17 protein-coding genes and 1 pseudogene are annotated in these 22,594 nt (G+C 70.4%); 8 read left to right on the top strand and 10 right to left on the bottom strand.

Annotated features, from left to right (window positions below; translation table 11 throughout):
* Positions 1-722: 722 nt before the first annotated feature.
* The gene (locus tag AB0G20_RS38140) at positions 723-980 is read left to right on the top strand and encodes a hypothetical protein (protein WP_361311091.1); all 258 of its coding nucleotides are present in this window, start codon (positions 723-725) and stop codon (positions 978-980) included.
* Between the two features lie 406 nt (positions 981-1,386).
* Positions 1,387-1,707 carry a trypco2 family protein gene (locus AB0G20_RS38135; RefSeq protein ID WP_361311088.1) on the top strand — a complete coding sequence of 107 codons (321 nt, stop codon included), beginning with the start codon at positions 1,387-1,389 and terminating at the stop codon, positions 1,705-1,707.
* Here the strand turns inward: AB0G20_RS38135 and AB0G20_RS38130 are convergent.
* Positions 1,698-6,899, bottom strand: a complete 5,202-nt coding sequence (locus AB0G20_RS38130) for a trypsin-like peptidase domain-containing protein (protein ID WP_361311085.1) — start codon at positions 6,897-6,899, stop codon at positions 1,698-1,700. The genes AB0G20_RS38135 and AB0G20_RS38130 overlap by 10 nt on opposite strands.
* Positions 6,900-7,446: 547 nt before the next feature.
* On the opposite strand from AB0G20_RS38130, the gene AB0G20_RS38125 reads away from it, so the two are divergent.
* Both AB0G20_RS38125 and AB0G20_RS38120 read left to right on the top strand, forming a co-directional pair.
* On the top strand, positions 7,447-7,728 hold the full coding sequence (locus AB0G20_RS38125) for a hypothetical protein (RefSeq protein ID WP_361311083.1): 282 nt from the start codon (positions 7,447-7,449) through the stop codon (positions 7,726-7,728).
* The gene (locus AB0G20_RS38120; protein WP_361311106.1) at positions 7,728-7,844 is read left to right on the top strand and encodes an ATP-dependent DNA ligase; all 117 of its coding nucleotides are present in this window, start codon (positions 7,728-7,730) and stop codon (positions 7,842-7,844) included. The genes AB0G20_RS38125 and AB0G20_RS38120 overlap by 1 nt, the downstream gene beginning before the upstream one ends.
* Before the next feature lie 7 nt (positions 7,845-7,851).
* Here the strand turns inward: AB0G20_RS38120 and AB0G20_RS38115 are convergent, their stop codons facing one another.
* The 7 genes from AB0G20_RS38115 to AB0G20_RS38085 all read right to left on the bottom strand — a co-directional run bounded on the left by AB0G20_RS38115 (position 7,852) and on the right by AB0G20_RS38085 (position 15,307).
* A complete protein-coding gene (locus tag AB0G20_RS38115) occupies positions 7,852-8,175 on the bottom strand; it encodes a hypothetical protein (RefSeq protein ID WP_361311080.1) in 324 nt (107 codons plus the stop codon).
* Complete coding sequence (locus tag AB0G20_RS38110; RefSeq protein ID WP_361311077.1) at positions 8,172-8,390, bottom strand: hypothetical protein; 219 nt, start codon at positions 8,388-8,390, stop codon at positions 8,172-8,174. Before AB0G20_RS38110 ends, AB0G20_RS38115 begins: the two co-directional genes overlap by 4 nt.
* 908 nt (positions 8,391-9,298) lie before the next feature.
* Complete coding sequence (locus tag AB0G20_RS38105) at positions 9,299-9,997, bottom strand: sigma factor-like helix-turn-helix DNA-binding protein (RefSeq protein ID WP_361311075.1); 699 nt, start codon at positions 9,995-9,997, stop codon at positions 9,299-9,301.
* A gap of 19 nt (positions 9,998-10,016) precedes the next feature.
* Positions 10,017-10,202: a hypothetical protein gene (locus AB0G20_RS38100; RefSeq protein ID WP_361311073.1), complete on the bottom strand. Its 186-nt coding sequence runs from the start codon at positions 10,200-10,202 to the stop codon at positions 10,017-10,019.
* A gap of 831 nt (positions 10,203-11,033) precedes the next feature.
* Complete coding sequence (locus tag AB0G20_RS38095; protein WP_361311071.1) at positions 11,034-13,751, bottom strand: CHAT domain-containing protein; 2,718 nt, start codon at positions 13,749-13,751, stop codon at positions 11,034-11,036.
* 215 nt (positions 13,752-13,966) lie between these two features.
* Positions 13,967-14,908, bottom strand: coding sequence for a hypothetical protein (locus AB0G20_RS38090; RefSeq protein WP_361311069.1), 942 nt, complete (start codon positions 14,906-14,908; stop codon positions 13,967-13,969).
* 6 nt (positions 14,909-14,914) lie between these two features.
* On the bottom strand, positions 14,915-15,307 hold the full coding sequence (locus tag AB0G20_RS38085) for a hypothetical protein (protein WP_361311067.1): 393 nt from the start codon (positions 15,305-15,307) through the stop codon (positions 14,915-14,917).
* Positions 15,308-15,705: 398 nt separating this feature from the next.
* Here AB0G20_RS38085 and AB0G20_RS38080 point away from each other — a divergent pair.
* Together AB0G20_RS38080 and AB0G20_RS38075 are read left to right on the top strand one after the other, a co-directional pair.
* A pseudogene (locus AB0G20_RS38080) lies at positions 15,706-15,888 on the top strand (DUF6207 family protein); the annotation flags it as partial.
* Between the two features lie 341 nt (positions 15,889-16,229).
* The gene (locus AB0G20_RS38075; RefSeq protein WP_361311065.1) at positions 16,230-16,613 is read left to right on the top strand and encodes a hypothetical protein; all 384 of its coding nucleotides are present in this window, start codon (positions 16,230-16,232) and stop codon (positions 16,611-16,613) included.
* 113 nt (positions 16,614-16,726) lie between these two features.
* Here AB0G20_RS38075 and fxsT read toward each other — a convergent pair whose 3' ends face one another.
* Together fxsT and AB0G20_RS38065 are read right to left on the bottom strand one after the other, a co-directional pair.
* A complete protein-coding gene (gene fxsT, locus AB0G20_RS38070; protein WP_361311063.1) occupies positions 16,727-19,744 on the bottom strand; it encodes an FxSxx-COOH system tetratricopeptide repeat protein in 3,018 nt (1,005 codons plus the stop codon).
* Positions 19,745-19,777: 33 nt separating this feature from the next.
* Positions 19,778-20,578 (bottom strand): class I SAM-dependent methyltransferase, encoded by an 801-nt coding sequence (locus tag AB0G20_RS38065; RefSeq protein ID WP_361311061.1) that lies wholly within the window; start codon positions 20,576-20,578, stop codon positions 19,778-19,780.
* A 179-nt stretch (positions 20,579-20,757) separates the two neighbouring features.
* Between AB0G20_RS38065 and AB0G20_RS38060 the strand changes: the two genes are divergently transcribed.
* Together AB0G20_RS38060 and AB0G20_RS38055 are read left to right on the top strand one after the other, a co-directional pair.
* Entirely contained in the window at positions 20,758-22,071 is a 1,314-nt protein-coding gene (locus AB0G20_RS38060) for a toll/interleukin-1 receptor domain-containing protein (protein ID WP_361311059.1), read from the top strand.
* Positions 22,058-22,456: a hypothetical protein gene (locus tag AB0G20_RS38055; RefSeq protein ID WP_361311057.1), complete on the top strand. Its 399-nt coding sequence runs from the start codon at positions 22,058-22,060 to the stop codon at positions 22,454-22,456. The genes AB0G20_RS38060 and AB0G20_RS38055 overlap by 14 nt, the downstream gene beginning before the upstream one ends.
* Positions 22,457-22,594 lie beyond the last annotated feature (138 nt).

Genomic DNA, 22,594 nt, shown 5'->3' with positions numbered 1-22,594 from the left:
CCCGCGGAGCGGGTACCACATCGCTGCGCGATGTGCAAGCGAACACCCGCGCTGCGCGCGGGTGTTGCGCTCCCGCTCCGCGTGAGCGCTGCTGCTCGCTGCGCGAGCAGCCCACCGGCCCGGCTGCGCCGGGCCGGTGACGCTCCGTCCGCTGCGCTCCCGGAGCTCCGGGGCCTTCGGCCCCGTGAGGGCGGCTTCCGCTGCGCTCCAGCCACCGGCCGGCCCCGCTGCGCGGGACGGCCAACGGGCCTACGGCCCGAGCAGTGAGGAGAGGGGGTGGCCGGGGCGGGTGACCCTGCATCAGGTCATGTGCCTGTGTAGCGATTGGATAACCAGCCCATCCCCGTGCATCAAACTGCAGACCCAGATGAACTCTGGAACCAGACCCCGGACGCTGTCCAGGCTTTAAGAGGGCGGCCCCGTTTTTAGGCGAGGATCAGTCATTAGCCCCATTTTCCGGGCATTCACGAGCGGTGACGTGTTTCGCTCGTTTGTCGAGCGCGCGCAAGTGGTCACCGTGCCCGCAGAGGCGTGGTCGGAGTGCTGCCCCCTCAGAGCACCCCACGACCGCCGGCCTGGAAGAGAGCACGTCTGAGGCTTGGTCAAGGGGCGTCGGGCGCGCCAATTGCTTCCCTGGGAGACCCCTGCGGGGCAGTACCGGCCCGGTCCGCCGGGTCCCCGGTGCTCCGCTCGGGCTGGGCGGGCCGGGTTATCGGGCGAGGATGGCGCCGACCAGGGCGGCCATCACCGTGACCGCGCCGAACGCGCAGTTCTACCCAAGCTTCTGCGGACTGTACGCCCACCGCTCCGAACCCATCCTCGTCCGCCTCCTCGACGACCCTGCCGTCTACGACAAGGTCCTCCCCGGCGTCTCCGAAGAACAACGGACCCAAACCATCACCGAGGTAGCCAAGACCGCAGAACGCGAAGGATGGCAAATCAGCAACGGCCCCTACTTCTTCACCGACGACCGCCTCTGACACAACAGCACCCACGCATCAACGCACCCTGACCAGGCAAAACACTCCTGAACAGGCAAAACGCTAGCCCAGCCCTTAGACGCAGAAGCTACCCACAACGTCCCGCCCACTCCCACCGAGACCCACACAATCCCAGATCACAGCCCTCACACCACCAAACCCACTTCTCAATCCACCCCCAACACACCACCCCGCACACCAACTACCCCTCGCCTCAGCGACACCCGCGCATGCGAGCGGGACGCGGCGCAAGGCCGGCGGGATCACCGTGCTCGTCTTAGGAGTGGTCGTCGTCGCCTACGCGCTGGGCGCTGACTCACTGACACCAAACCGGCACATCGCATCCGGTGCTGCCACGCTAGGATGCGGGGTTGACGCCTTCCGGCCAGCGCAACAGACTCGCAGAATGCGCAAAGTCGAGCTAACCGATGCCATCGAGAGCGTTCGCGAGCAGCTTTCAGCGCTTGCCCGGCGCACGGCCGACAAGGATGTCCTCTTCGAAGTCGATACCGTGGAGCTAGAGTTCACCGTCCAGGTCGGCCTCACCGGGGAGAGCGGTGCCAAGGTCAAGCTGTGGGTGGTGGAGGCGGGCGCGAAGGCGGAGCTGACGAACGAGACCACGCAAGCGGTCAAGGTGACCCTGACGCCGAAGATGGCGGCGACCGGCCGCCGCCCCGAAGTGGGCGATACAGAAGGGTCACTGCGTCCTAGGCCGTCCTATTCCTGAGGCGTCTGCAGCCAGTCAGGCAGTGGGTCATCGCTCGCCGCCTGCCAGCTCTCTCGCGCCGCATCGGGATCGCATGCGAAGAGCAGGGCCAGATTCTCACGAGCGTCCTCGTCGTGCGCAGCCAGGTCGCCGTCCGCCCGTGCTAGCAGATGTGCCTCTACCAGCCGGTCGGCAGCCAGCCGTGGCCGGTCGAGCTGAGTGAGCGCCCAGGCCGAGTCGAGCAGCACCTCGACGAGCAACCCGCGTTGAGCGGACGGCCGGGCGGCGGGGTCTCGCAGCAGCGGGAGCACCTCGTCGGCCAGCGCAAGCAACTCGTCAAGCTCCTCGCGCGCACAATGGCAGCCGATGAGCAGCGCGCCCAAATCCGCCAGCACCCATCGGGCCACTGCGTCGCCCTGCGCTGCGAGTTCGCGAGCCCGGCGCAGTGGCGCCGCCCCAGCAGCAATGGCGTCAGCGTCCCGGCCCAGACGTGCCAGGTATGCGACCAGGACGACGTGCACGTGCAACTGGCCCGCCTCGCCCTCGGTAACTGGGCAAGCAGCCGCCCATTCTTCATAAAAGGGGAGTGCTGCCTCCGGTGGTTCGCGCTCCGCCAGGTAGCCGGCCGCTTCTACCAGCACGTCGAGGCGCCCGCCGTGTGCGTCCACGCACGCGCGCCACAGAGCAGGCGGCACCTCATGATCCAGGTTCACTTTCACCGCGATGAGCTGCTGGAGCAACGCTGGATACAAATCTGGCAACCGGTCGGACACGCCCCGACCCAGCTCGGCGGCCTCTTCGAGAAGCAGCTCGGCCTTGGCTAGCCGCGCGTTCATAAGGTGTGTCCGAACCATCTCCGCGAGGGCCACCACGCGGCACGTCGCGTGCTCGTGCATGCCATCGCCGCTTTGCAGCCGGGCATGTACGGACGCCACGTACGGCGACAGCACCGCCACCCGTTCCTCGTCTCTGACGCTGCGGGACCATCGGTAGACGAGGTCGAGGGTCCATACGATGGCCTGCAGGTAGCTCTGCGGCGCGCCGTCGGCCAGCGGCAGCAGCGAACGGACGGCTTCCTCTACCTCCCCCATGGTCTCCTCCTGAGCCTGCGGCGACCGCGGCTCCGCGGCGAGGCCGTACGCTAGGTGCGCCATGGCGGACCAGCGGCGGACCTCCTCGGTGGGGGCCGTGCCCGCGCGGATCACATGCCGCGTCAGGACACGGGCTGCCTGGCGGGCATTGCCGTGATCGGCCGCGTCGATGATGCCCGCGGTGATGCTGAGTAGTGCGATGTGGGGTTCGTCGGGCCCGTCAGGAGCTTCCGCCAGGGCCGCGAACACGTCCAGGGCGGCGCTGATGAGGGCGTCGCGTGCCGGGCTGTTTGGTTCCCCGTCCGCGGTTGCGAGCAGGAGTGGCATGCTGTCCAGTACGGACGTAGCTGCCCGGGAGGTGCGCACCGCATCGGCCAGGACCCGCATGGCGTCACTCAGTAGAGGGAAGGGCCCCATGGCCCTGGCCGCGAGCACTGCCGTCGCCACGAACGGCTCCAGGACCTGGGGGCGGGCACGACGGACGTACTGGACCGCCTCGTCGTATGCCTGGCGGCAGGCAGCGATGTATTCGGCGGATGTCTCAACCTCAGGAGCTCCCTCGTCCGGTTGTTCCAGATATGCCGCGCGAGCGACGAGTGCGGCGAGCATGCTCGCCTCTTGCTCGCCGGCCGCCGACCGGGCACGGATTATGGAGAGTGCCTCGTCGACGGCTGAGAGTGCGTTCGCCTGCTGCCCGTCCTGGTGCCGCAGCGCCGCAGCATGGAGAAGTGACGAGGCGAGCGCTCTGCTGCCGACGTCCCCATCCTGCTCGGCGGCCCAGGTCCGGGCGAGGGCCAGCGCCCGCTCCGCGAGGTCCAAGGCCCGGGCGAGCAGAGTCCGGTCCAGCAGGACGAGTCTGGCGAACGGAGCCACCGCGGCGTTCAGCCTTACGAGGTCCTGCTGCGTGGGGTGCGAGAGGACAAGGACGAGACTGGCGGACTCCATGTAGGAGTCAGCCGCGCTGTCGACGCGTCCGCCGTCGAATGCGAGGTCGCCGAGGTGGACAAGGGAGGTACTGAGGGCACGGCTCAGCGACGCGTCATCATCGGCATTCATGCCCAGCAGCCTGCGGTGGACCTCGACGCACTCCTGTACCCATGGCTCGGAGTCGGCCATCTGGCCGGTCACGAAGCGCAGGGTGACAAGTCGGAACAGGACGGCTCCCAAGGCGCCCAGACGCGCTGGTGTGGCGGTCCGGGCTAGCTGCCGGGCCGCCACGGCAGCCCGTTCCAACTCCGGGATGGCCTGCTCCGGTGCGGCCACCCGGCTGACTAGATACTCGGCGAGACGCTGCTGCGCCGAGACGTGGTAGGAAAGCCCAATGTCCGGGTGGGAGTCGGCGAGTCGCTCATAGATTTCGGCGGACTCACGCAGGGCTTCGTGGGCCTCCTGAGACCGTCCTTCGGTTTCGGAAGCCCAGGCCAGCTCGGTCTTGACGGAGGCGAGCCGGAGTAGCGGTTGCGGATGCTCGGATCCCAGCTCCGTCAAAAGTTGTTCCGCCTCGCGTCGTGCCTGTGCCGCCTCGGCGAAGCGTCCCGCCCCGAACAGCACAGACCCCAGTCGCATCTGCGCCGCTGCGAGCTTGTCGGCGAGCAGTGGGCTGTCGGCGAGCAGTGGGCTGTCGGCGACGAGCTGCCGCAGCAACTCGACCGCTTCCCTCGCGTTCGCCTCGGCCTCGACGTGTTCCCCGCTCAGGCTCAGCAGCCGGGCTAGGGCCCCGAGCGCCACCGCCAGGCCTAGTCGTGCGAATCCGATGCCCTGCGGGAGTCTGCGGCCGATCTCGACGACTACTCTCATCTTCGTCACTGCAGAGTCGTGCTCACCACAGTGCGACAGAGCGTCGGCGTGCCGCCCTAGAGCCGCCATGCCCAGCAACAACCAATGGATGTCGGTGAAGGGACTGTCGGCGTCGGCGTCGGCGTCGGCGACGGCGACGGCGAGCTGTTTCCCCACGGTGTGCGCTACCTCAGCCGTATGTGCTGCCGCTTCCGCGTGCCGTCCGACATGTGAGAGGCGGTCCGCGAGCGTCAGTACCCGCTCGAGGGCCTGTTGGAAGGCGGCCGCGTCTTCCCCGACCTGCAACAGGTTGTCGACCGCGGCGCGGCGGGCGAAGGCGACCGCACACCCGGCGAGGAAGCCGGTCTCCTGGGGAATCAGTGCCTCGACCCGCTCGATGACGGCGAGGGGCGTCGTCGCGCTCGTCGCCGCGCTCTCCAAAGCGTCGATAAGAGGCTGGGGATGCTGGGCCTGGGGGGCGACGCGCACGGCGGCGTCCGCCAGTGCGTCGGGGTGCGCGGTGAGCAACACCTTCAGCAGCTTGGGCAGATGATCCTGATGGGCGCAGGCCCTGCTCAGGACGTGCAGTGCCTGCGCGGTTTGGTCCTCTACTGCCGCGGGCAGCAGCGACAGCAAGAATTCCTCGCTGCGGGCGGTCACCTCGCCGATGAGATGCTCACCGAGCACATCAGGCTGGAGCGGCCCGAAGAAGGTGCCCGGTGGTGCCGGGTAGACGGCAGCCAGCCAGCCAGCCACTGCTGTGGTGGTGGCCTCCGTTGCATCGCGCAGGCCGACCACTTGTTTCAGCAGGGCGCGCGCGGAAGTCTCGTCGGGTGCTCCGCACAGTGCGGCCGCGGCCACCGCCCTCCGCTTCAGCTCCGCGTCCAGGGAGAGGTCCCTGGAGCGTGCGGTGCGTTCCCAGTACGTCTCTTCGTGGGCGAGCAGGATGTCGGCGGCCGACGATCCTGGACCGACGTGCGGCGGCTGCGCTCCGGTCTGGAGCAGCGCGGTGAGCGCGGTCATGTGAAGAGCGAGGACGGAGTGGTAGGAACCGTCCGTGAGGTCGGGGACGCTGATCCCGGCGGCGAGTGACCGCCAGTCCTGGCCGCCGTAGCCGTCGACACGGCCCAGGAGGGCGGCGAAGTCGCTCAGCGCCTCTTCGAAGGCAGTCCTGCGGCCGTCGGGTGACTCTTCCAGCGCGGCAAGGATCGTCGGCTCGGGGGTGCACAGCGCCCGGCCCTCCTCTGACCCCCTGCACAGGCTGCGCCACCAGTCGCCGGCAGCCCTGGCGATGAGCAGGATGCGGATGGGGGCGCCGGACGGGTTCGCGGCCGCGGCACTCAGCAGCGCCTGGACGGCTTCCACGCGTGTCTCGGCGTAGTCGACGATCAGGAGGGTGGGCACGCGTACATCGGTGAGTGCTCGTGCCTCCGACGCTCCGACCGGGCCGCGTCCGACGAATCCGCACACCCATTCACGGGTCGGCAGGCGACTTGCCAGCCTGCGGGCCAGGCGGGTCTTGCCCCGGCCGCCGGGGCCCGTGAGCAGGCGCACCGACGTCCCGGTGCCCGTGCACCATGTGGTGAGGTCGTCCAGGATCCCGGTCCGGCCGCGGAACCGCACGGCTTCCGTTTCGGCCCGGATCAGGAAGCCGGGTGAGTTCAGGGGTTGTGGAACCGGCTGTGCGAGCAGCCCCGCCAACTCGACGGACTCCAGCCGGAGCGGGCCGTCAAGGTGCCGCTCGACCGTCTCGCGGAACCCTGGGTCGCGGATGAGTTCGGCCAGCGGGACGGCTTCCAGGACGTCGGAGTCGTACTCCACCGGGTCGTGTTCGACGATCCCGATCAGCAGACCGTCGTCGCTGAAGACAGGGCCGCCGGAGACTCCCTGCCACGGGGACCGGTCTGCTTCCACCCCTTTGCGGGGCACGGCGTCGGACAGGGTTATTTGGTGCCTGCGGCCGATGCCTAACGTGCCGGGGTTGATCGTCCCGGCCAGCTGGACGACCTCGCGGAAGGGCCGCCGCAGGCCGCGCGGGAAACCCCAGATTTCACAGCCCGCTCGCCGGGAACTGCCGGTGAACCGTCCGAATCGGACGGGTGGCCGCTGGGCCGGTTCCGCACCGTCCAGTTCGATGAGCGCCGCATCAAGCCTGGAGTCGTCACGCTGCCACACCACTCGGCCCTCGACGACCGTGTCGTCGTCGAGGAAGCGCAACCGTAAAGGCCGGTCACTGACGGGCCCTGTGACATGCCCAGAGGTCAGCACCAGGCGTGGGGCGACACGGAAGCCGGACCCGAAGGCGACGGCCATGACCTCGGCAACCCTGGACTGGTCCACGGACATGTGACAAGTTGACCAGATCAAGTCATGGCAGGCCAGCGAAGTTGAACATCAGCGCCTCGCTGCCCCGGCGTTCGTTCACTTGCGCGGTAGTTGATGAGCGTGTCGCACAGGGGAACCACCCTGCGGTTTTCGCTGAAGGACAAGTACGCAGCCGAGCGTGGCCTCCCCACCGTCATCGTCCGCACTCTTTGCCGCGCCCCTTCGGCGCCGTCAGCAGCGCCGGACCGGGACCCGCCCTTACACCCCGGAGCGGCGCTCTGTACGGGATTGCCCCGCTGCGCACCGGCGGGGGCCGGCGCCGCGGAGCTTGCGGCCGCCATCGAGGGCACCACTGGACTCCGGGAGCGGCTGCTGGGCGTACCGGCGGCGGCGCGCAGCGCTTGAGGCGCTGTTCGCCGAGCGCGGCCTGGCGGCGCCGCTGACGCTGTGCCTGTCGACCATCGATCGGCCGTCGCGGCGCAGTGGCTGACGTGGACGGCGGCAGGGCTGGAGGGCTGGAGGGGCTGTGCTTCAAGCGGCTCGATGAGCCGTACCTGCCGGTGCGCTCGTGGCGGAAGTACAAGGTGCGGTCACCACCGAGGCCATCGTGGGCGCGGTCACCGGCTCTCTGGCCGCGCCCCGGACAGTCCTGCTGGGCCGCTACGACCGTGCCGGGCGCCTGCGATACACCGGCCGCAGCCCCACGCTGTCCCGGGCCGTCGGCCGTGCCCTCGCCGAGCTGCTCACCCCGCCCGCTGACTCGCACCCCTGGGAAGGATGGACGTTCAGCGCGGGGTGGGGAACGCAGCGCGCGCCCTGGGCGTGCACCTGGTCCAGCCCGACATCGTGATGGAGGTGGCGGTCGACGTCGCCAGGAACGCGGCCGGGCGGTGGCGGCACCCAGCCCGGGCACACCGCGTCCGCGCCGACGTCGACGTCGCCTCGGTGCCGCTCTTCGGCGAGTGACTGCCCCTCACTCGCTGCTCTTGTGGGCCTCGTAGGCGGCCTGGCACCACAGCTGGTAGAGGGGCCAGTTCGGCATGCCCAGCTCGGTGGCCAGTAGGTAGACGATCTCCCAGCGGGGGTAGAGGCCCACGCCGCGCAAGAGTTCGGAGAGCTTGGACTTGGCGAAGCGGACGCGGGTGCTGAGGTCGTTCAGGGTCAGGCCGCTGGCGAGGTAGTTCTGGCGCATCGGGTCCAGCCAGGCCCGGTGGGCGCTGCCGACGGTGGGGGCGATCGGTCCGAGCTTGCGGCCCGGTCTGCCGGGTGATGCCGGCGGCTCGGCAGGAGTGATCACGGTGCGTCGTCCTCCTTGTCCGTGGTCGCGTCCAGGCGGTTTCCGGTGCTGGGCGCGGGGTGGGAGCGGGAGGCGTGCACGATCTGCTGCACGGTCAGGGCGAGGGCCGGGGCGAGCCCGGCCACCGCGGCTGTCTCGCCGACGGCGACCAGCACGGTGCTCCAGGCGAACACCGTCGCCGTGACCGTGATGACGACTATCTGACGCGTCTTCATGCAGGTTCCTCTGCTGTCGGGAGGTCGGCCTCAGGGATCCGGCGGCCCCATCCGAAGAAGGCCGCCGCGCACCCCGGGCGGGCGGGTGCCACACCGCCGTGCCCGGGAGGTGAACCAGCATGGCCAGAGGGGCAGTTGCTACGCCACGTGATCAAGGAATCACGGAACAATGGCGATCACCGGACCGCCCTTGGGCACACCGTCAGGACATCGCCGATCAGAAAGCGCAAGCAGGCGCGCGGACGGGTGGAAGTTCCCGGATTTCCTTGCAATTGCACGTCGAAGAGACGTCAATAGAACATGACGCCGTTGGTGTCGGCCTTCCATCCGGAAGGGCCCGCCCCCGTGCCAACCCGTCAAAGGGGGGAAGCGGGCCATGCCGCTCTCGCCTGGCCAGCCGTAAGGCCAGGCGAGAGCACAACGGCCCCTTGCCGGGACCCCACGACCGTAGACCACGGCACTGACAACGCCCGTGACGCAGCCGGGACTTCGCCGCGAAACCACCCTGCGGGCTTCCAGAAGATGAGGCTGGCCGTAGGGCCTACGTGCCTCCGAGCTGGTGGAACGCCTCGATCGACTTCCGCGCCTCGGATGCCCGTTCCCCACTCCGCCCCGTACTCGCCCGCGGGGATGCGCCAGTGGCGCACGAGTCCTTCGGCGATGCCGGCAACGTCGTCCGGAGCGGCGAAGACGCGGCGCAGCGAATCGACGGTGGCTTCGAAGAGGACCTCGTGGGAGCCAGTCCCGAGCTGGGCGCAGGGCCGCCGCACTTTGTGCCGTCTGGTTCCCCGCTACGGAGCTTATCCGGGATCCATGAGTCAGAGGGATGGCGGCAGGCGGGAGTCCGTCTCGTTGCTGCCATCGCCTCGCCGGGCGGACGGTGCGCTCGCCGTCCGCCCGGCAACGCGTCAGCGACCAGCGCGGTACTTCCGAACGTCTTGGATCACTCGCACTGCCCGCTCCACCCGAGAAGGGCCGCTTCCCCGGGCGAGAGTGACACTCATCCCAGCGGCCCCAGCGGCGCCGAGGATTCCGACGCCGACCGCGACAAAAGGCAGCACCCGGGAGATGCCCCACCACAGTCCCAGCAAGACGATGAACGCCACCGGGGTCAGGCAGAGCAGGAGTGTGGCGACGGCTCGTGCAACGTGCACGGCCACCGTGCCGGGACGTCTGCCGGTCAGCTGCGCCGTCTCGTGCTGGGTGAAGCCGTACATCTTGGTCGCCACCACGGCCGCGGCCTGCTGCCCGGGCAGGCTGCGGATGCCGTCCCGGACGATGATGCGATCGGTGACGGTCGCGGCGATGTCCCGGCCGTGCGCCGGCGACGTGCGCAGCTCGGCTCGCCGAGCGATCTCCCATTGCCGTTCCCGGCCCAGCCGGACCGCCCAGGAGGACACTTCACGGCGCAGCGTCGTGTAGACGTACGCGCGCGGCTCGGTCAGGACGCCCTGTACGCCCAGGACCTTCTCAAAGGCGGTTTGCACCACGTCCTCGGCTCCGACCACGCACTCGGGGATCTCGCTCTCGCGCAGCAGGCGGGCTGCCAGAGCGGTCATGCGTGGCGCCTCATTGCGGAACACCGCGGCCAGGGCGGCGGCGTTCACGGACTGCGTCGTCTGCGTGTCAGCCATGCCGCTTCCCCCGCTTCCCCGAAGCCGTGCGCTCCGGCACCTCCCGCGCCGCGTGCTGGGCACGGATGATCTCGGCCTTGCCGCTGGCGCGATTGCGGTAGGCCACGCTGTTCAGCAGCCGCGTGAGCGCGGGGGTGAGGGCACCGGCCACGAACAGCGCGATGGCGACGAACTCCACTGAGCAACCTCCTCCAGTGTGCGGCTCCTCAGCGCCCGGGGCGGGGCCGCGGCCGTACATGACTGGAGAGGGCCCGGGGGCCGGTTCTCTTGACACCTCCTACAAGATCTTTTTTTCGGGCGTCCGTCATCTCCCACCAGGGCGATTGCTTCATGGGCAGGCGCGGGCCCGATGTTGCGGTGACGAGGTGTGGGGGGCGGGTTGGTCGTTGTCGTCGGTGGACCGCGCGACCACGCCCGCCCTCTCCTATAGAAACGGCCCCTCACCTGAGGGGCCTTTCGTCGTCACTGTTACCGGCATAACTGTGACGCTGAGGACCCTACAGGCGGTCGGGTACTGGACTCTGACGGCTCGTCTGGCCCGATAAGGCCGACGGGCTCGGGGTACGTCGTCCGCCTACGCAGTTTGGAGCGCCTACACCCACGCCTCTCCGGAGACGTACTCGCGGAACCCGGTCGCGCTCGACCGGTTCCGGCCTGGGCCTTCGCGGGCCAGGCAACCGACTCGCTAGCTCCCAGGTGACTCCCTCCCGGTCAGAGCCGGGGGCCTTGGTCGTGCCCGGGTCCCCGGCTTTCCGCCGCAAACAGCTTCTGCCATGCGGTCTGCTCGTCGGCCGTGAGGTCGTTCACACCCGCATCGGCATGCGTTGGGCATGAGTGGAGGGACTCGGTTTCTCACCGCAGCCACAGGGCGGCAGGTATGGTCAGCGATCAGCGCCATCGAGGCACGAGCCCCTGCGGGGTCAGCGGGGTGACAGCAACAGCCGACGTACCTAATGCTGTTAGGCCGCCTTGGCCTCTTCCTCCCGGCGACGGCGTTCACGTCGACGGCTCACGACCCGTGATAGCTGAGAGCAGCCCAGTCCGCGGGATGCGCGTACGGGCGTGCGTCGGGATCACGGAGTCGCAGGCTTCGCACCAGTGGAGCGAGGTCGTCGTCCCCGATGGACGGTGTCACGGCGGGAGCCAGGTCCTGGATCTTCTCCTGATTGGTCGTGTCCCTCAGCCATAGCTGGGCGAGGCGCAGGGCGAGGGTGGGCTCCTTCCCTTCCGTCCGCCATAATTGGTAGAAGCGTGCCGTAAGCAGGCTCATCGCCTCACTGCGGACCGCCCATTGGGTGGCGATGACTCCGGCGACCCCTGCCTGGATGAGGCCGCTCGGCAGGGACACGGCCTCATCGGGAAGCGATGTGCCGGGCTGGTCGGTGTCGCATGCCGCGAGGACGGTCAGCCGCGCGCCGACGCCGGAACCGGGCTGGCCGAGGCGCAGGGCCAGGATGTCGCGCAAGGTCAGTTTTTGGTCGCGGGCCAGGACGAGCGCGCTTTCCAGGGGACGCTGCGTGTCGGAACGGCCGTGGCAGATGAAGTGGTGGACGTGGGTCCGCGACATGGCGGACGCCACGGCCGCTGACGTGGCGTCCTTCCCGCGCAGGATGTGCCCCTCGGGGAACCAGCGGCGGGCCCACGCGGCCTCGGTGTGCGCGTAGCCGATGGGTGGCAAGGAGGTTGGCCGGGGGTCGGCGGCGACGAGGACGCGATCGGTGCACGTCCGGGCCGCGATGCGGCGCGTGACCTCAAGCGCCCGGGCGTTGGGGACGTACCGCACGGTCCGCTCGTCCAGCAGATGGTGGCGTGCGCCCGGGACCTCCGGTGCCGGCCGCCAGGCCGCGTGCAGCGGGAGCAGCCCGAGTGTCCCGGACGCCACGACGATCAGTTCCTCGGCCTCGCCGACGAGGGGTAGTACGGGAGCGAGAACGGCCGACCACGCCCAACGGGTGACGGCGTCGAGGGCACCCTTCCACGCGCCCGCCTGCTCGGCCGCCGTCCGTCTCGACTCCGTCACCAGGCGAACGTGGCGCTCGGCCGCTTCGGTGGTCAGCGAGGGAAGTTCCACGGCGCCGACCCGGCCGCTGCAATCCACCACGACTCCGACTCCGGCCGGTCGTGCGGCCGCCAGGTAGATGAGGGCGGCACCCCGCGGTACGGCCCGGCGGACGTCCGCGAAGACCGGTGGGGCGAGGAAGCGTCTATAGCCCTCGACCGCGCGGATGTCCGCGACCACGCTGTCGACCGCTTCGCGGAGGCGTCGGAGCGTCCCCGGGTCGGCGCCGGCGCGCATCGCCTCCTCCAAGGCAGTCGTGGTGGCGCGGTACCGGTCCAGCAGGTCCGCGCGGCCCTTCTCGGGGAGCCGGTCGAGTCCGGTCCGGTCGGCTTCCAAGACCTCCGACAGCAGCATGCTCCGGCCGGCTTCCAGTGCCTCGATCGCCTCCGTCCACCGGCCGGCGCGCACTAGCGCGTAAGCGGCCTCCGAGGGCAGGCCCTGGGAATCGGAGAGCCACGTCTCCTTGTCCTCGCGGAGAAGCTGGGTCCGAAACAGTCGCCGGGTGGCTTCGAGGCCGCTCCCATACGCCTCGCAGGCCTCGTCCCAGCAGCCGCGCGCCACAGCCCAGTCGCCCCATCCCCGGGCCGCGGCGAGTGCCCACTCCAGGGAGTTGTCCAGACCGTGACCGACGGCGTCCCGGTAGGCGGCAACGGCTTCCGCGACCGGTTCGGCGCTACCGTCGACAGCACGTCGGGCCTGTAAGGTCGAGCCGAGGTTGTAGGCGCGGGAAGCCCTTTCGGGAGCGCTCTGCGCTGTCAGAGCGAGAGCGGTGCGATAGTACGCGACGGCAGCCGCCCCCAACTGGTCGTCACCGGTGGCGCGCCAGGCGGCGGCGAGGGCGTTGCCAGCGTTGTTGTGGCCGGAGGCGAGCTGCCAGTCGCCGGCCGGGCGGGCGCCGAGGGCTTTCATCTGCAGGTCGACCGCTCTGAGCAGGTCGGTCCTGTCGCCGAAGCTCTGGTAGCGCGTGAGCAGGGCGTTGCCCAGGAGGCTCAGGCTCACGGGATCGGCCCTGGAGTCGTCGCCCCCGGCCTCGTCCGTCAGCAACCGGACCGCCTCGTCCAGTACGGCCCGGTCCCGCGTCCGCAGGAACAGTCGCCGCAGCAGACCGCCCAGTGTTCCGCGGGACGCGTTGCCCGTCCTCGGCGCCATGACGTAGTCCCGGCTCTCGCCCGCGGCGCGCAGCAACTCGATGGCGCGGTGGAGGTCGCCGAGACTTCCGCTCACGTCGTACCTCGTCGAGAGCAGTTCGGCCAGGATGAACCTGAACCGGTGGCCGAGCTGTGTGGCTCCGGCTATGGTCACCGACCACTCCGCGTGTGCCACGGCTTCCGTCAGCACCGCTGGGTCGCCGTGGAGCTGGAAGCGGATGCCCAGTGCCCGCGCCAGCCCTGCCCGGCACAGTGCGGCCAGTCTCCGGTCCTTCTCGGCGCAGACGACGCTGCGCCGGGCATGGTCCAGGGCCTCGCCGAGCACGTCCTCGTCGCCCACCCGCTGATACAGGTTGACCAGGGTGTTCCCTAGGCCATATTCGAGCCATGCCTGCTCCGAGCCTCCCGCCGGGGCCACGCGGATCCCGGCGGTGAGGAGTCGGCAGGCCGCCAGCAGGTCCGCATCGCTCGACTCGCCCACTCCGCACCAATTGCGGGCGATGCCCGCTCGCGTGAGCACGGCCACCCGGAAGGGCAGGGGGCCAGCCTGAAAGCGGTGGTGGTTCACCACCTCGTCAAGGGCTTCCGCGAGTCGATGCCGGGCTGAGCGGTCGCCGTTGACGTAGTCCGCGAGCGCACGCCCCGCTGCGGCGAGAGGGGCATGGAAACGGACCGGAGGCCGGGGGATAGGAGGCCACCCCAGCCAGTCCTCGGCATCGCGCACACGTTCCGTTCTCACTCGTGCCCCCTGGTCGTCTCGTCCAGTAGCGGTCCGCGCTCCAGGTATGCCGTCAGGCGCCGGCCCGTCTCGTACGCACGAGAGGGATCCGTGGGCAGCTCCCAGCCAAGACGCTCGTACAGGTCCTTGCGGTAGAGGTCGAAGCTCGCCTGGACGAGTTGGCCGTACTGCATCGCCTCCGCGCGTGCCAGCCGGTAGCCGACGATGGCCCCCAGCCATGCGACAGGCAGGACCCACCAGGTGAAAACGGTCCACACGACCAGAAGCAGGCTCCACATCCAGAGGCGGGCGGCCTCGTCCAGCCGAGCACGGGCCGCGGCGACCTCGGCCTGGGCCTGCTCAGGCAGGGACAGCCACAGATGGGGCCAGCACACCGCGGCTTCCATGCCGTACCGGAGGCGGGGCCGGGATTCTGCGGCCTTGAGGGCGTCGCCCAGTCCGGTCGGCATCCGGTCCCGCGGCACCGGAGGAACCCACGCCCGCGCCTGGTTCAGCGCGGTGAACTCGGCGTACTCGTCGGGCGCCAACCGGGTGCGATTGCGGGCAAGTTGCCGCCATCGTTCGGCCCTCCGATCGATGGACTTCGCCCGCGCCCTGACGAGGACCGCCCGGACCGGGGACGTCCACCGGGGCCAATACCCCTCCAGCAGGCGCAGTACGGGCAGCGTCAGGGCCTCGCCGAGCCGCGCCGACGCCGCCACCACGAGCACGGCGAGGACCGCCATCAGGGCCTGGGCTGTGGCCGACAGGCCGCCCATGTTCAGGCTCCACGCATGCCGGAGTGCGTGCCAGCCTGACTCGGGCCCGGTGAGGCCGCCGTGCCCCCCTGCCCAGGCCAGCACCCCGCCCGTCCAGAACCCCAGTGCGGGGGAGGTCAACAGCGGCCCCCATCGCTCTCCCAGCTTGCCGCCGAGACCCGACCAGAGCGGGGTGAACAAGAGACATCACCCCGAGAGGACGAGAGGGCCGTGCCCGTCCGGGCACCCTTCGGGCACCGGCTCGCCCGCTTCGAAGACCGGGTAGGTGTAGTCGCAGGCCGGACAGTGGTACAGCATCTCGGCCGACGGGGCACCGTGTCCGGCCAGTGGCGCGTAGCCGCCGTTTCCCGACACCTGGCGGTACGTGTCCTCGTCGGCCAACAGGAGGGCGCTCAGCTCCTCGCGGAGCGAGGCATCCGACGTGAGCAGCACAAGGAGTTCATCGCCGACCCGTTCCCCGGCCTCGGCGAGCCGGAGCAAGGCGTCGACCATGTCAGCACGGCCGCCCGCGTCGGACCAGAGATCAGGTGATCCTTTGCGCAGGGCGCGGGCCGCCGACACGATGTCCTCGTCACGCATCTCTCCCCCAGTGGCCGTCTTCGCGGCATTCAGGACCGCGAGGCGCACGGGTTGACCCGCGGCCCTGTTCGCACAGCTTTCCACGAGGCCCCGGAGGGCCGGCGGGGATTCGTGAATCTCGCGGAATCCGCCGCTCGTAGCGATTTAGGAGACCGCTGTTGGGGAGCGCGGTCCGCCGCGGCCGCTTCACCGGGGCCGAGCCGACCGCGCCGAGCGCCACGGAGGAGGTGGCCGACGCCGCGCTCGCGCATGGACGATAAGGGGGCGGGCGGTCGGATTCGAACCGACGTCCTCCGAGATGTCATCGCGACGCATTACCTCTGTGCTACGACCCCACCTTGCCCGTGATCATAAAGCCCGAAGACGCCTGAAGGACTACGGCTTAGGTTGCGGCCGCGGATGATGAGACCGCGTTCGCGGTCCAGGAGTTGCTCGCCGCGCGCTGGGGGATCGCGCCGGCGGATCGTACAACCCGGGATCCCGGCGAGCCGGGCGTGCGGCTGCGCTGCTTCCTGGACCTGCGGCAGGAACTCGACCCGGGGAAACAAGCGGAGGGCGAGCTTGCCCCGGTGACCGGCTGACCAGCCGTGGACGCCGCCGGGGACGGCATGGTCGGGGGTTCCGCTCGCGCCCGACCACGGGCCCGACCAAGACCGGTCATGGCGGTCACCCTGGCGGCCGATGGGCTGGGTGGAAGGCATGGTGCGTGACGTGGACGGCTGCCGGAGCCGATGCTGACCACCCCCGTGTCCGTGCCTGATCTGCGGCCTGGCTGTGCTGCGGAGCCGAAGTGGGACGGATTTCGGGCTCTCGTCTCCGTCGACGCGGGCCGGGTGGTGCTGCGCTCCAGGCGCGGCACTCAGATGCTTCCGGCGTTTCCGGAGATTTGGCCGGTGCCGCGCAGCTGCCGGGCGCGACCGCGATGGACGGCGAACTGGTCGTATGGGACGCCGCGGGACGGCTCGCCTTCGAGCAGCTGCAAAACCGTGCATTCGATCCACCTGAAAAGGGCCAGGAGCCTGCCGATGACGGCAGCGTGCGGACGGCTGAGCAGGCCACGGAGGTGGCCCGCGGCTTCTTGCTGGTTGCTGCGCCGGACGGCGGCAGCGCTGGGAACGCGGTGCTGCTGGTGGTCTCGGAGCTGGTCAGCAACGCGGTGCTGCACGCCGGCGGGGTAACCGGGCCGTGCTCGGCAAGCAGTTGTGGTCCGGCGTCGGTGCCGGCGATGAGTGCGGCCTTGGCCAGGATCTCGGCCCAGTGGGCGTGGGCGGCCACCACGGTGACGAACAAGTGCAGTCTTCGGTGACGGACGAAAAAGCGTGTTGCGTCGAGGCCCGGTGGCCGACGTACATGTCCATCCGCCGCCACCAGGCGATCACACCACTGACGCGGGAGCCGGCCATCTGCCGACACCGCCTCTTAACGGTCGATCGTCGTCGCCTGCTGATGAATGTGGAGCGGGATGAACAGCGGCTGCGGCGGCCGTCCAACCCGGCGCCCGGCGGCGTTCTGGCGGATCACCAGCGTCCGCGGGTGGCCGACCCCGTAGGCGGCCTCGGCGATCTCCACGGCGCGGGCGAAGTGCTCAGGCGCACTCCCTCCTTCCGGAGAGGCAGAGGAGGCAGCGGCGAAGACCAAGCAGCCGAGGTTGTTCTCGATCACGGCCACCCGGCTGTGCGTCCGCCCGTAGACCCCCACGGAGTCCTCTAGCGCGCGGCTCTCCTCGGCCCAGGCCGCATCGGGTTCCGCAAGCCTGCCCAGCAGGACGCCCCAGGTGGCGCGGACCGCCGCGACGCGCGGGTGCGAGGGGCCGTAAAGCCGTACGGCGCTCTCTAGGGCCGAGGCCGTGAGCTCCCGCGCTTCTTCCAGGGCATCGGCGCGTTCCAGCGTCGCGGCGGCGTTCGCGCCCATCACCACCATGCGCGGATGGCCCGGCTCGTACTGCGCGCGGCCGAGGGCGAGCGCCTGCCGGTGCTGCTCCAGCGCCCCTTCCAGATCCGCGCTGTCGTGCAGCAGAGCACCGAGGCCCGTGCGGATCATCGCCACCCGAGGGTCCTTCTCCAGGCCGAGCTGGGCGCATATCCGCTCCGCGTGCCGGTAGTTCTCGTGGGCCTGCTCGTACCGGCCCTTGGCATGCAGCGCGGCGGCGAGGTTCAGCCGTACCGCCACCGTCCGATCGTGGTCGGCCCCGTACACCGCTTCCAGCGCGGCGAGCGCCGTCGACAGCTGGACCATGGCCTCGTCGATCCGGCCGGTGAGGTGCAGCGCTCCGGCGAGGCTGTTGCGGCGCAGCGCGGCCCGGCTGTCGGACTCGCCGAAGGCCTCGACGCTCAGCGCCAGCGCCTTCTCGTACCCGAGGCGGGCGGCCGGCATGTTGCCGAGGTCCTGTTCGATACGGCCGAGGCACCCGTAGGCTCTGGCCAGCTCCGCCACGGGGATGTCGGTGGTCGCCACGAGGGAGACGACCTCCTCGATCCGGAGTTTCGCCCCGCGGAGATCGCCCTCCTCCTGGAGGAGTCGCCCCAGATCGGTCAGTACGGTGACCATCTGCGGCGGCGCAGCGTCGGCCGCGACGGCGCGCAGTCGGCGTTCGGCCCGCTCGAAGATCTTTCTTGCCTGCGGGATCTCTCCGAGGTCGTGGAGCAGCCGCCCGTAGTGGAGGTCGGCGCGCAGGGCCGCCTGCGGACGCCGGGAATCCTCATCCGACGCGGTCGCCCAGATCGCGGTCGCGGCCTCGAAGAGCTCGCGCGCGGCCGTCAGGCGGGCCGCCGCGTGCAGGAAGACCGCCGCCCGCTCCAGCAGCGTCGCTAGTTCCGGTCCGGAGACGCCGTAGTCGGCAGCGTGCTCCCGGACAGCCAAGACATGGGGCAGCAGGCGCTCGCACAGGGGCCCGTGCCGCGGTTCGCCGCTCTCGGCCGGGAAGATCAGCAGCAGCCAGCCGACGGCCTCCGCCACCACTGTCCGCGGTGGCCACGGCGAGTCCTCGGCCCGCTGCCGCACGACCCACTGCACCAGCCGGTGCAGCGCCAGGTCGTCCGGCGAGGCGTCGATCAGGGAGTAGCGGCGGAGCGCGGCCACGGCCATGTGGTCGCCGCGTGCGGAGGAGGTGGCGCGGCGCAGTCGCCGGGGCAGCCCCGCCGACCCGGTGCGCAGCAACTTGCGCGGGATGCCGTCGGGGGCGAGGAAGGAGCAGAACGTCAGCAGATGGTGGGCGTCCTCGGATTCGTCTTGGATGCGGTCGAGTGAGAGCACCCACGCGCCGGACACGGTACGGGGGTAGCCGAGCGGCGGTCGAGTGAGGAAGGCGTCCAGGGTGCTGGAGCGCAGCAGGCGGAGGTAGTCGGATAAGGAGATCTGGGTCGCGTCGATGTAGGCCGCGCCCTGCTCCAGGGCAAGCGGCAGGTTGCCCAGTTCGGCCGCCAGCTCCGCGTGGTGTTCGGGCCGGGTGTTCCGGAGCCTTTTGGCGAGGAAGGTCGTGGCCTCCCTGTCGTTCAGGACGTGCAGGGCGACCGGTTCCGCCAGGCCCGCCCAGTCCGGGTTGCGGGAGGTGATCAGCACATGGCCGCCGGAGGGGAGGAGCGGGTACAGCAGCTCCGGGTCCTCCGCGTTGTCGAAGATGATCAGCCAGCGGCCTCGGCGCCGCAGTTCGCTGTGGAGGGCGTGCAGTTCGTGCTGCTGGTCGCCCGTCACCTTGATGTCGAGGCGGGCGCCGAGTGCGGCAAGGCCGGCCAGCAGCACGGCTGGCTGCTCCGCGGCCACCCACCAGACGATGTCGTACGCGGGGGCGTAGCGGTGGGCGTACTCGATGGCGACCTGGGTCTTGCCGATCCCGCCCAGCCCGTGGAGGGCGGCCTGCACCACGGTGGCCGCGCTGTCGAGCCGGTCGGCCAGATGACGCAGTAGGTCCAGCCGTCCGGTGAAGTTGGGGTTGCGCGGAGGGACTTCGAAGATGTGCGGGGGCTGGGCGGGGAGGCGCGGCGCCGGGGTGTCGCGCTGGGGGAAGGGCGGTGCGACGGTGGGCTTGCCCCGTTTCGAACGCACCCCGCGCAGCAGGGCTCCGGCCGCGTCCTCGTCGCCGTCGGCGGCGGCGAGATCGATCGCGTAGCGGGAGCGCAGCAGCGCGGGCAGTGGGGAGTCGTCGACCAGGACGCAGATCAGCCGCTCGCGTCCTTCGGCGTCCTGGAGGAAGGCGGCGGTCCAGTCGTCGGAGCTCTGGGGGGCCGCGAGGTAGGCCGCGCTGACCACCGCCATGGTGAAGTGGCACTGCTCAAGGGCTTCGTTGCGCCGCCGGATGAGGTTCTCGCCAGGCCTGAGATCCCAGTCCTGGACGACCGTGCGGTAGCCGTCCGCCTCCAGCCGCCAGGCGATCCACTCCGCCCAGGCGAGATCCGCAGGGTGGTAGCTGATGTAGAAGTCGCCCCTCGTCAACCGCTCCACACTCCAGTCCCCCGCCGCCGTTCTGACGATTTGTCATGTCGTGAACAACATCTGCCTCATTGTCCACTCCACGGGGAGTTCATACCCTCCGTTCGCGGCCTCGTCGAGCCGCTGCTGGAGGCGGTTGAGCCAGTCGGCAGCGAAGGTGGCGGTGACGTACGGATCGGCGCTCCACGCCCGCAGGTTGAGCGCGAACATCCGGCCCACCTGGCGGGATGCGGGCCGTACGGTCACCAGGCGGTCCTCCCGTCCGGTGGTCCCCGGCGGGTCCTCCATCAGGGAGAGCGCACAGCCGATCTGGATGCGCTGCCCATGGCGCGCCAACATTCCGTCGACCACGCTCTGGTAGTCGGCGGCGACCGGGTGGTCCGACGCGATGTTCTCCACCTCCTCGAGGAGCAGTCGGCCGCTCGGGGCGAGTTCCGCTGCCCAGCGCACCACGACGGCCTGCGGGTCGCGGAGATGGGCCAGGAGTAGCCGGGAGTAGAGCAGGTCGGGCGCCTGGACCGGGAGCGGGGTGGCCCGGACGTCGTGTCGCAGGAACTCGACGCCCCCGGCCTGGCCGCCGCCCGCGGCGCGCGCGAGGAAGGAGTCGGAGCTGTCCAGCCCCACGACCCGGCAGCCCGGCGCGGCAGCGGCGATCAGCCGGGTGGAGTGGCCCGGTCCGCAGCCGAGGTCGACCGCGAGTCGGATGCCGGGCGGAACCGACCGCCGCAGGAACTCGGCGCTGCTCGGTTCGAAGACCTCGGCCACGGTCGCCAGACGCTCGGCGGCGATGTCGCTGTCCCCGAACTTGTACTGTGCGCTGTCCGACTGACGAGTATTCTGGAACATCCTGGCTTCCCCGGCTCAGCGGTGGACCGGCTCGCGGTAGGCGTGCCGCAAGTCGCCGTCACACGCTACGGGGCCCGTGGCGACCCGGCCACCGGAGCCATGGCAATGACCGGAACCGTCCGAATCCGACGCGGGGCAGACCCCGCCTGACCGGTGCGGCTCGGGAAACGGGGGGGCGCGTGGCGGACGTGGTGGAACAGGACGACGACACGTCATCGCCCCCGCTCTACATCAGCTACGCGCCGGACGACACGGGGTGGGCGGAGTGGATCGCCTGGGAGCTCGACGCGGCGGGGTACCAGGTCCGCCTCGACCGCTGGGAGCGGTCCGCCGGAGACAACGCGATCCAGCGGATCGACGCCGCCCTGCGCGGCTCGCGGGTGATCGCGCTGCTGTCCGCCGCCTACTACGAGCCCCTGCGGGACGTCGTCCTGGAGTGGACGGCGGTGTTCGCTTCCGGAGAGCGGCTCATACCGCTCCGCGTGGACGACACGGAACCGCCGCCTCTGTTCCGGGCCCTGGTGACACCGTCCCTGGTGGGGCTGGATCCGCAGGAGGCGCGCCGGGTGCTGCTGCGTGCGGTGGTTCCGCCCCGACGACCTCACCGCCCGCCGCCGTTCCCGGGCAGGCTGGACGGCGCCGGGGACGCACCGTCCAGGCAGTCCGGGCAGGCGCCGAGAGCCGAGGCGGCCCCTCCTGGTGACACGGAGCCGGGCCCGCCCCCCGGCTGGTCGCGCGGCGCGGCGCTCCTGACGGCGGTGCACACCTACCAGTCGCAGCCGGACGTTCCCTCGGCCGCCCAGAGCTTGGCCGCTCTGCGCGAGGTGCTCCTCTCGCCTCGTGTGGGGCTCCCGGCCGCGGCAATACGGGTCCTGGACAACCCGACCGATCCGCGCGAGATCCTCGACGCCCTCGACGCCACGATCGACCGGGCCGCGCTCGGCGACGGGACCCTGTTCTTCTTCTACGTGGGCCACGGCGCCGTGTCGCCCGTGTCCGGTCAACTGCTGCTGTCGACCGCCGACTCCCGCCCCCACACTCCGCACTCGTACCTCGACTTCGCCCAGATACGCGACCAGATCGCCTACAGCGCCGTCTCCCGTCGACTCGTCGTGCTCGACTGCTGCTTCAGCGGAGCCGCCCTCGACGTGCTCGCCGGGTCCGGGCCCGTGCCCGCCGTCATCGAGGGCAGTTATGTCATGGCCTCGTCGGCGGCCACGGAGGTCTCCCGCGCGGGCGACCGCTTCACCGCCTTCACCGGGGCGCTGCTGGAGGTCCTTGCGGACGGGCTGCCGAACGGCCCCGCGATCCTGGACGCGGAGGCCCTGTTCCAGGGGGCGCGCCAGATCTGCCTGGCCCGGGGCTGGCCCGTGCCGCAGCGACAGGTGCGCAGTTCAGGAGACCGTATCCCGATCACGACCAACCCGTGGCGGCGCGCGGAAAGGCGGCCGCCGACCGACCTGCCCGAGGAGCGACGCCATGCCCGGCCATGACCTGCAGATCGCCGCCGAGACCCCCGAAGCCGCCCGCAGTATGCACCGATGGCTGAGCCAGGACGGACCGTTGCGCGGCCGGATACGGCTGCGCTGGGCAGGCGGCGAGCAACCCGCCGACCCGGAGGCGGACGCGGATACGTTGGGCGATGTCACCGATGTCATCGGCATAGCGCTGGCCAGCGCGTTGGCCCTGCCCGCCTTCGTCGACAGTATGCACCGCTGGTTCGCCGCCACCCGGCCGCCCGGTGCGGGACCGATCGTGCTCAGGCGGGGCGGCACGACGGTGGAGCTGCCGCCCGATGCGGACCCGGCGACGATCGCGGCCGTGGTCGAGGCCCTGGACACCGCGCCCCTGCGGGAGGCCGACGACACTGACGCTTAGAGGCTCCACCAGTAGGTAGGCACGGGAGTCGGTTGCCTACCCAGGGGCGTTCAATTACCTGACGCAGTCAGGCCGTGCGGGCGCGGAGGCGGCGCAGCATGCGTGGGTCCCCACCTGACCTGGAGCGTTTGCTCACCC

The organism is Streptomyces sp. NPDC024017 (genome assembly GCF_040638895.1).
In the GTDB taxonomy this organism is placed as follows: domain Bacteria; phylum Actinomycetota; class Actinomycetes; order Streptomycetales; family Streptomycetaceae; genus Streptomyces.
Note: the sequence above shows the minus strand (reverse complement) of the source record. Positions and strands in the feature narration are given on the sequence as shown.

Excerpts from the sequence above, each read along its gene's own strand:
- AB0G20_RS38140 (WP_361311091.1), top strand. The coding sequence starts at position 723 with ATGGCGCCGACCAGGGCGGCCATCACCGTGACCGCGCCGAACGCGCAG.
- AB0G20_RS38135 (WP_361311088.1), top strand. The coding sequence starts at position 1,387 with ATGCGCAAAGTCGAGCTAACCGATGCCATCGAGAGCGTTCGCGAGCAG.
- AB0G20_RS38130 (WP_361311085.1), bottom strand. The coding sequence starts at position 6,899 with ATGTCCGTGGACCAGTCCAGGGTTGCCGAGGTCATGGCCGTCGCCTTC.
- AB0G20_RS38120 (WP_361311106.1), top strand. The coding sequence starts at position 7,728 with ATGGAGGTGGCGGTCGACGTCGCCAGGAACGCGGCCGGGCGGTGGCGG.
- AB0G20_RS38110 (WP_361311077.1), bottom strand. The coding sequence starts at position 8,390 with ATGAAGACGCGTCAGATAGTCGTCATCACGGTCACGGCGACGGTGTTC.
- AB0G20_RS38085 (WP_361311067.1), bottom strand. The coding sequence starts at position 15,307 with ATGCGTGACGAGGACATCGTGTCGGCGGCCCGCGCCCTGCGCAAAGGA.
- AB0G20_RS38075 (WP_361311065.1), top strand. The coding sequence starts at position 16,230 with ATGGACGGCGAACTGGTCGTATGGGACGCCGCGGGACGGCTCGCCTTC.
- AB0G20_RS38065 (WP_361311061.1), bottom strand. The coding sequence starts at position 20,578 with ATGTTCCAGAATACTCGTCAGTCGGACAGCGCACAGTACAAGTTCGGG.
- AB0G20_RS38055 (WP_361311057.1), top strand. The coding sequence starts at position 22,058 with ATGCCCGGCCATGACCTGCAGATCGCCGCCGAGACCCCCGAAGCCGCC.